This is a genomic window from Salinispora sp. CH2A1_6 (assembly GCF_056820975.1).
The window spans coordinates 257033-265311 of sequence record NZ_JBXEDG010000010.1; the positions used below are offsets into that span (position 1 = coordinate 257033).

The 8279-nt window shown below is 70.6% G+C and carries 8 protein-coding genes; 2 read left to right on the forward strand and 6 right to left on the reverse strand.

Annotation, left to right across the window (positions count from 1 at the left end):
• Positions 1 to 23 precede the first annotated feature (23 nt).
• A complete protein-coding gene (locus tag AC1UKG_RS14690; RefSeq protein ID WP_050564227.1) occupies positions 24 to 1040 on the reverse strand; it encodes a methyltransferase in 1017 nt (338 codons plus the stop codon).
• A gap of 385 nt (positions 1041 to 1425) precedes the next feature.
• Complete coding sequence (locus AC1UKG_RS14695; protein ID WP_018742618.1) at positions 1426 to 2538, reverse strand: ferritin-like domain-containing protein; 1113 nt, start codon at positions 2536 to 2538, stop codon at positions 1426 to 1428.
• Between the two features lie 171 nt (positions 2539 to 2709).
• On the opposite strand from AC1UKG_RS14695, the gene AC1UKG_RS14700 reads away from it, so the two are divergent.
• Both AC1UKG_RS14700 and AC1UKG_RS14705 read left to right on the forward strand, forming a co-directional pair.
• On the forward strand, positions 2710 to 3657 hold the full coding sequence (locus AC1UKG_RS14700) for a proline iminopeptidase-family hydrolase (protein ID WP_482642515.1): 948 nt from the start codon (positions 2710 to 2712) through the stop codon (positions 3655 to 3657).
• Between the two features lie 9 nt (positions 3658 to 3666).
• Positions 3667 to 4203: a flavin reductase family protein gene (locus tag AC1UKG_RS14705; protein WP_026325129.1), complete on the forward strand. Its 537-nt coding sequence runs from the start codon at positions 3667 to 3669 to the stop codon at positions 4201 to 4203.
• Between the two features lie 39 nt (positions 4204 to 4242).
• On the opposite strand, the gene AC1UKG_RS14710 is transcribed toward AC1UKG_RS14705, so the two are convergent.
• The 4 genes from AC1UKG_RS14710 to AC1UKG_RS14725 all read right to left on the reverse strand — a co-directional run bounded on the left by AC1UKG_RS14710 (position 4243) and on the right by AC1UKG_RS14725 (position 7812).
• The gene (locus AC1UKG_RS14710; RefSeq protein WP_482642516.1) at positions 4243 to 5463 is read right to left on the reverse strand and encodes a beta-ketoacyl-[acyl-carrier-protein] synthase family protein; all 1221 of its coding nucleotides are present in this window, start codon (positions 5461 to 5463) and stop codon (positions 4243 to 4245) included.
• Positions 5460 to 5705 (reverse strand): acyl carrier protein, encoded by a 246-nt coding sequence (locus AC1UKG_RS14715; protein ID WP_018742614.1) that lies wholly within the window; start codon positions 5703 to 5705, stop codon positions 5460 to 5462. The genes AC1UKG_RS14710 and AC1UKG_RS14715 overlap by 4 nt, the downstream gene beginning before the upstream one ends.
• Complete coding sequence (locus AC1UKG_RS14720) at positions 5702 to 6745, reverse strand: beta-ketoacyl-ACP synthase III (protein WP_018742613.1); 1044 nt, start codon at positions 6743 to 6745, stop codon at positions 5702 to 5704. The genes AC1UKG_RS14715 and AC1UKG_RS14720 overlap by 4 nt, the downstream gene beginning before the upstream one ends.
• A 287-nt stretch (positions 6746 to 7032) precedes the next feature.
• Positions 7033 to 7812: an AfsR/SARP family transcriptional regulator gene (locus AC1UKG_RS14725; protein ID WP_018813481.1), complete on the reverse strand. Its 780-nt coding sequence runs from the start codon at positions 7810 to 7812 to the stop codon at positions 7033 to 7035.
• Positions 7813 to 8279: the final 467 nt, after the last annotated feature.

The window sequence follows — 8279 nt, forward strand, 5'->3', positions numbered from 1 at the left end:
GGCAGGGGCCGCCCCTTCGGGTGTCATCGGATCCCCGCCTCGTCGGGGGCGCTGGGTGCCGCCGGCGGGGCCGGCACGGCTTCGACGATCGACAGCGTCCCGGGAGTCGGGATCACCCGGACGGCCCGGAGGTCCGCGGCGGCCAGGAGGGTGTCGAACTCGGCCCTGGTGCGTTCCTTGCCGTCGAAGTTGGTCATCATCGCGAGGTCATAGAGCTTGCTCAGGTGCGGATCGTTGCCCGAGGGGATGACCGCGTCGATGATCAACAGCGTTGCCTCGTCCGCCATCGCCTGCCGGGTCGCCCGGAGGATGCGCAGGCTGTCGCCGTCGTCCCAGTCGTGCAGCACGCGCTTGAGGACGTAGATGGCGCCGCCGGTCGGGATCTGTCCGAAGAAGTCACCCGCCACCGGCTCCCAGCGCCCGGCGATCGCGGGATCGCCCAGCCGGTGCTGGGCGAGGACAGACTCCTGTTCGAACAACACCCCCCGCAGGCCCGGATTGCGGAGTAGGACCGCGTGCAGCAGGCCGCCGGGCCCGCCGCCGACGTCAACGACGGTGCCGGTGTCCGGAAAGTCGTAGCTCGCCGCAATGGGATCCTGCTCGGTGACCGACAGGTCGGCGATCGCGGTGTGGAAGATGTCGGCGCGGTACGGCTCCCGGGCGAGGACGTCGAAGAGCGGGCCGCCGAAGATCTCGTTGAACACTGTCGTGCCGGTCTGTACGGTCTCCTCCAGCCGGCCGGCCGGTAGCCAGTACATCTCGTCGGTCAGCAGCAGCACCATCGAGCGGACCGACATCGGAGACTCGGCCCGCAGCAGCTCCGCGGCGGGCGTGAGCTGGTAGGCGCCCTGTTCGTCCTCACGAAACACCCCTCGCATCGCGAGGAAACGCAGTACCCGGGCCAGGTGTCCGGGATCCGCGCCGCTCAGCGTGGCCAGCTCGCTCGGGGTCCTCGGCCCGGACGCGAGATGCTCGGCGAGGTCGAGGCGTACCGCGACACGCAGCGCCGCGGCATTCAAGAAACCCAGGGCATCCCCCATGACCTGCCGGACCAGGTCCCCCGGGAGGGCCTGTTCGGTGGTGGGTGCAGCGGTCAACGTTCTACCTCCATCGTGGGTATGGCCGGGGGACCGCGGTGGAGTGCGGAGCCGGCACTGGCCCAGGATCGTGGACCGGGCTGACACCGGACTGATGTGCTGCTGACACGCCGGCCGGCCCCGGTCACCGCCGTCGACCCCGCGGCGACCGGGGCACCGCTGTGGAGGCGCATCCGCGCGTGCGTCGGCGGAGGAACCATCGAGCTCCTGCTGGAGGGGGCGGGGATCGCCCGGGTGCTCGCCGTCGGATCGCCCATCGCCCGGAAGGCGGCGCCGGAGGCCGGGACGAGGAGCGCCGCACTTCGGATGGGCTGTGTTGCTGGCCAGGTCACGCGGCGTTGCGGTCGGGTGACCCGGTGGGCGGTCCGTCGGCACCGTCGGCGATGGTCACCTCGACCTGGCGTCGGCGACGCTCGTCGACCTCGACCGCGATCTCCTCGTCCCGCGCCATCATCTGGTCCAGGTCCACCTCGGCGAAGCCCAGGACACCCAGGTCGGCGAAGGCGCGGTGCAGCTTCGGTCCGAAGAGGCCGATGTCGCGCAGCGTGGGGACGATGCGCGAGAACAGGTGGCTGCGAAACGCACGGAAGTGCGCGGAGCGACGCATGAAGTCGATGCACTCGTCCGCGTCGATATCCAGGTGGCGCCACACCTCCTCGCCCACGAACCGTTTCGCCATCAGGTGACAGGCCTCGACGCAGAACTCCTCGCGTTCGTCGCGCTCGGCCTGGGTGAGCTGTGGGTAGTAGTCGCGCAGGGCCAGCCGGCCGAAGGCCACGTGCCGCGCCTCGTCCTGCATGACGTAGGCGTTGAGGGCCTGGGCCAGCGGCTCCTTGGCGTAGTCGCGGATCAGGCCGAACGCGGCAAGCGCCAAGCCTTCGATGAGCACCTGCATGCCCAGGTAGGTCATGTCCCAGCGGGAGTCGGAGATCACGTTGTTGAGCAGCGCCTGCAGGCTCGGATTGATCGGGTACGCCAGCTCGAGCTTCTCCCGCAGGTAGCGCGAGTAGGCCTCCATGTGCCGGGCCTCGTCCACCACCTGGGTGGCCGCGTAGAACTTCGAGTCGACATCGGGCACACTCGCGACGATCTTCGACGAGCAGATCAGCGCCCCTTGCTCCCCGTGTAGGAACTGGGAGAACTGCCATGCGTTGAGGTGTAACCGGACCAGCCCGCGCTCCTTCGGACCGAGCTTGTCCCATACCCGGGAGCCGTAGATGGCGATGGACTCCTCCGGTACGCCCATCGGGTCGTTCGGGTCGATCTCGATCGACCAGTCCAGCCGTTCGGCGGCGTCCCACTGCCGCTGCTTGCCCTTCTCGTAGAGGGCGAGCAACCGGTCCCGGCCGGTGTCGTAGTCCCAGTCGAAGACGGTCGTCGCCCCGCCCGGCACGTGCCAGCGGGTCTGCTCCACCGGGAGCGTGTAGATGCGCGTGCTCAAGCTCGCCTCCCCAGCTGGTCGCCTAAGCCGGCCCGGGCGGCCTCGCCCGGCCGTTCGTGCTGACAGTCTCGGCTACCGTCACCCGGCGTAGCATTGGGGAGATCCCCAGGTGCACGGGTACGTCAGCCGTCGGTCAGCGGCGCGTCAGCGGGCCCGCCCACCATCGGGGTCATGAGCGTGGACAGCGCAACGGACCCGGAATCCGGAGGCTTTCTGACGTGGGCCGGCGGATTCACCTGGTATCGGCCGGTCGGTGACCTGACCAGCGGTCCCGCGCCCGTGGTGGTGTGCCACGGAGGACCGGGCCTCACCCACGACTATCTTCTGTCGTTGGCGGCACTCGCCGCCGGTGGCCGGGCCTACGTCTTCTACGACCAGCTCGGAAACGGCCGATCCGATCGCCGGACGGATGTGGCGGACGCGTTCTGGACGGTGCCGCTGTTTATCGCCGAGCTGCGCGCACTGCTGACACACCTGGGCATCACCGACGGCTATCACCTGCTCGGCCACTCCTGGGGCGGCCTGCTGGCCCTGGAGTTGGCCACCGAGCGTCCGGCCGGCCTGCGGTCGCTGGTGCTCACCGGCAGCTTCGCCGCTGGCGCGACCTACCGGGCAGAGGTCGGCCGGCTCCGCGACGAGCTGCCCGACCCGGCGCGTACCGCGATCGCCGGCCCGCCCGACAATCCCGGGTACGCCGATGCGGTGCGCACCTTCTACACCCGGCATGTCTGCCGTGCGCGACCGGTGCCCGACGAGGTGCTGCGGACCCTTGGCGCGGTACGCGAGGATCCGCGCGTCTACGAGACGATGGCGGGCGGCACCGAGTTCGACCTCCGTGGCCGCCTCGCCGACTGGGACATCCGGGATCGGCTGGGCCGGGTCGAGGTCCCCGCTTTGTTGATCTCAGGGCGGTATGACGAGGTGACCCCGGCGGCGGTGGCCGAGCTGCACCACGGGCTGCCCTCCTCCCGGTGGGAGTTGTTCGAGGAGTCCAGCCACATGCCACACGTCGAGGAGCCGGAACACTTCCGCGCGACGGTCGACGCCTTCCTGGTCCACGTCGATGCGGCCAACGGTCGTTCGGCCACATCGGACCAGGTCCGCTCCGTGGTGCGCTGAGGACCGACGATGTCGGGACCGGGACCGGGACCGGGACCGGCGCCCCCCGCCGCCCCGGCGACGCGCGGCGCACCGGACGCCCACGAGTTCCGTCGGGTGATGGGGCGGTACCCCACCGGCGCGGTGGTGGTCGCCACGATGCTCGCCGGCCGGCCGTACGGCATGGCGGTGAACTCGTTCACCTCGGTATCCCTCGACCCGATGCTCGTTCTCTTCTGCGTGCACCGGTCATCGCGGACCTGGGGGGCGCTCCGGGCCAGTGGACGGTTCGCGGTCAGTGTGCTCGCCGCCGACCAGGCACCCGTCTGCCGGGTGTTCGCCACCCCGGGCGCGGACCGTTTCGCCTCGCTGCCCTGGGCAACGAACGACTCCGGCCAGCCGGTGCTGGGCGGGGCGGTGGCCTGGCTCGACTGCGCGATCACCGCGGTGGTCGACGGTGGCGATCACGAGGTGGTGTTCGGCGCGGTGCGGTCCGCGCACGACCGTCCGGACGGCGGTCCGCTGGTCTGTCACCGGGGTGAGTTCACCGGCCTGTCGGAGCCGTGACCGCGGCGGACACCACGGCCATGGTCCCGGCCGGGTCGTTCAGGCCTTCCCGAAGACGAGGACGGCGTTCTGGCCGCCGAAGCCGAACGAGTTGCTGATCGCCACGTGCACCGGGGCGTGCCGGGGTGCCTTGGCCACCACGTCGATGGTGATCTCCGGATCCTGACGTTCCAGGTTCGCGGTGGGGGGAATGGCGTCGTGCTGTACGGAGAGCACGGTGAGGGCGGCCTCGATGGCACCGGCGGCGCCGAGCGTATGTCCGATCACGCCTTTGGTCGAGGTTACGGCGGGGCGGGGGCCGAGGGTCCGGGCGATGGCGGTGGCCTCGGTCCAGTCGTTGGCCGGGGTCGACGTGCCGTGCGCGTTGACGTGGTCCACGTCGGACGGGGTTATGTCGGCGTCGGTGAGCGCGGTGCGGATCGCCTGGGTGATGCCCCGCCCGCCGGGCTCCGGCGCCGTCGCGTGGTACGCGTCGGCGCTGGCCCCGTAGCCGAGTAGGCGTGCTCGTACCCGGGCACCGCGGGCCCGGGCGTCGGTGGCCCGTTCCAGGACGAGTACGGCGCTCCCCTCCCCCAGAACGAAGCCGTCCCGGTCCGCGTCGAAGGGGCGCGAGGCGGCGGCCGGATCCTCGACCCGGGTGGACAGTGCGGTCATCTGGGCGAAACCGGTGAGGATGAGCGGGCTGACGCCGGCCTCGCTGCCGCCGGTGACCACCACGTCGCAGGCGCCGCTGTGCAGCAGGGCGCGGGCCGTGCCGATGGCGGTGGCTCCGGAGGCGCAGGCGCTGGCGGTGACGAAGTTCGGGCCGGTGGCCCGAAGCGCGATGCCGACCTGCCCGGCGACCATGTTCGGCACCAGCATCGGGATCAGCAGGGCGGAGACCGTCGGCGGGCCGCCGCCGAGCAGGTTCTTGTGCTGGGTCTCCCAGGTCGCTACCCCGCCGAGACCACACCCCATCACCACGCCCACCCGCGTGCCGTCCCAGGTGGCCGGGTCCAGCCCGGCGTCGGCGACGGCCTCCCGCGCGGCGACCAGGGCCAGCTGGACGAAGCGGTCGTACTGCCAGGAGCGACGGCCTACCGCCCTGCGGGGCTCGAATGCGGGCACCCGGCAGGAGAAGGTGACGGGCAGATCGGCCAACTCCGGGTCGGTCCGCGCGGTGGAGGTGCCCGCGCACACGCCCCTCCAGGTGGCGTCGACGCCGATCCCGGCCGGGGTCACCAACCCCAGACCGGTCACCGCGAGGTCGCCACCGGTCATGCCGGCGCCGCCAGGCGGGCGTCGATCAGCTGCGCCGTCTCGGCGATCGTGCTGTGCGGGGTGGCGTCCCGTTCGTCGAGCTTCACGCCCAACTCCTGCTGCACGACGAGACCGAGCTCCACCAGGAACAGGGAGTCCAGTTCCAGGTCCTCGAAGGTGACGTCTGGGCCGACCTCGTCCGGCTCGACCTCGAAGCGGGTGATCAAGATGTCGACGAAGCGGTCGTAGGTGGTTGCGGTCATGCGCGCGCTCCTCGTTCTGAAGGACTGGTCGCGGCCAGCCCGGGGCAGTTCAGTGACGGCCAGGTGAGGGCGGCCGACCCCCAGGCCAGTCCACCGCCGAAAGCGGTCAGTACCAGCCGGTCGCCGGTGCGTAGGGTGCCCGCGGCGAGGGCGTCGGCAAGGGCCAGGGGGATCGACGCGGCTGCGGTGTTGCCGACGCGGGCGATGTTGCTGACCGCACGGGCCGGGTCGAGGCCGAGGTCCTCGGCCAGGCGGTGCAGGATGCGGCTGTTTGCCTGGTGGCTGACCAGGTGATCGAGATCCGCGGCGCGCCAGCCGGCGCGGTCCAGCACGGTTCGGGTGGAGGCAGCCATCCGGAGCACGGCGTGCCGGAACACCTCCCGGCCATCCATGGTGAAGTAGTGCTCCTCGGGTGGCACGGGCTGACCGGAGAGCCGCTGCCGGGACCCACCGGCGGGTACCGCGATCAGCCCGCTGTGTTCGCCGTCGCTGCCCAGGTCGAAGGGGCCCACGCGGCCCGGCTCGTCCGGGTCTCCGCTGGTCAGCACCACCGCCGCCGCGCCGTCGCCGAAGAGCACGGCGGTGGTCCGGTCGAGCGGGTTGAGGATGCTGGAGAAGGTCTCCGCCGCGATCACCAGGACCCGGTCCACGATGCCTGCCGCGATCATGCCCGCGGCGTTGGCCAGGGCGTAGACGAAGCCGGCGCAGACCGCCATGACGTCGTACGCGCCGACGCTACCCAGTCCGAGTCGCCAGGTGACCTCGGGTGCGATGCCCGGACAGGGGCGATCCGGTGTGGTGGTGGTGACCACCACGGCATCCACCTCGGACAGCTGGGCGTGTGCCAGGGCCCGGGCACCGGCGCGGACGGCCAGATCAGAGGTGGCGGAGCCCGGCTCGGCGAAATATCGCTGGCCGATGCCGGTCCGCAGCCTGATCCACTCGTCCGACGTGTTCAGCTCGGCGGGGAGGGCGCTGTTGGGCACGCGGCGTGGCGGCAGCCAGCTGCCGATTCCCCGAAGGACCGCTACGCGGGTCATGCCGTTCCTCCTCCTGCACCGGTGTCGGCCGGTCGGGTCCGACCGCCGGATCCGGTGGTCCCACCCTCCCGACGGAAGCTGAAAGCGCACTGACGCCGTACTGACGGGCGGACCGGTCGGTGCCGTCTCCGCCCCCCCGTGAGCTGCTTGCTGAAGCTGCCGAACGGACAGCGGCTCGCGGCGGGGCGGATGACGACCGGTGGTCGGCGGCCGTGCCCCTGCTGCGTCTGGTCTCGCACCCAGCCGGCCCCGCGCGTCGGCGGGGCCCGAGACCACACGGGCCCCGGTCAGGCAGCAGCCTCGAAGGCGCGCAGGGCGGGATCTCGGAGCAGTATCTCGAGGTACCGCTTCTGCAGCCGGTCACCGGGGTCGAGGCCGATGTCCCGGGTCAGACGCAGTCGGAGGCGGTGGTAGGCGTTTACCGCGTCGACCTGTCGCCCACACCGGTACAGCGCCACCATGAGTAGCTCGGTGAAGCGTTCCCGCAGTGGGTAGCGGGCGGTGAGCTCCTCCAACTCGGGCACCACCGTCCGGTCCTCGCCGAGGGCGAGGCGGGCGGCGATCAGATCCTCGTTCGCCATCAGTCGGTTCTCGTCCAGCCAGCAGGCGGCGGCCCGGCAGACGGGGCCGGGGCCGGCGTCGAGCAGCGCCGGGCCGTGCCAGAGCCGCAGCGCCTCCTCCAGCAGCGCGACCGCCCGCCGTGGATTCTCCGCCCGGGTCGCGGCACCGAGACCAGCCAACTGCCGGAACCGGTTGGAGTCCAGGGCCTCCGGGGGAAGGTCGAGCTGGTAGCAGGTGCCGATCGTCTGGATGAGTGATCCCCTCGTCCCGTGATCGCGTCCGCCGTCGAGGAGCCGACGGAGTCGAGTGATGTGCGCCTGGAGGGCGTTGCGGGCGTTACCGATCGGCCGGTCGGGCCAGAGTTCGTCGACGAGCCGGTCCGTTGTCACGAGACGGCCCGCGTCGAGGGCCAGCAGCGCGAGTGTCGTACGGACCTTCTCGCCTCGCACCGGCTGGCGACCCGCCTCGGTGATGATGGCGATCGGGCCGAGAACAGACAGTTGCATTTCGCCCCCGAGGGTGGTCGATTCGCCGTGCCGCACCTGTCGACGGCGACGTGGCCAAGCGTTTCAGCAATGCCACATCGAGATCTTTCAACAATTAGGTCAGTTTCAGCACGAGCGTTCTTGCGGGGTTGGTGGAAGTTTTACTTGACCCGGCGTCCGGTGTCAATGGAAGTGTCGGCAGGAGGGCGCGACGGTGATATTGATAGACCGGACATAGAGGCTGTAAGGTGTGTATCGAGCAGTAGCTTTCTGATCGGTTTGACTCGCGCTACTCCGGCTCGGCAGGGCGGTGGTGGACGGGCGACTGGTTGGCGGATGTCTCCTTCCCGACCCGCAACCTCGGGTTTTCCCCAGTGCTGAACCTGGGGCCGGTTGGCCTATGCTCGCTCCTGTCGGTGAACGGTTCGATCGTTTCTCGGAATTCGTGTTTTCGAGTCGACTCGAGCTGGCTCCAGAGGCGATGACAA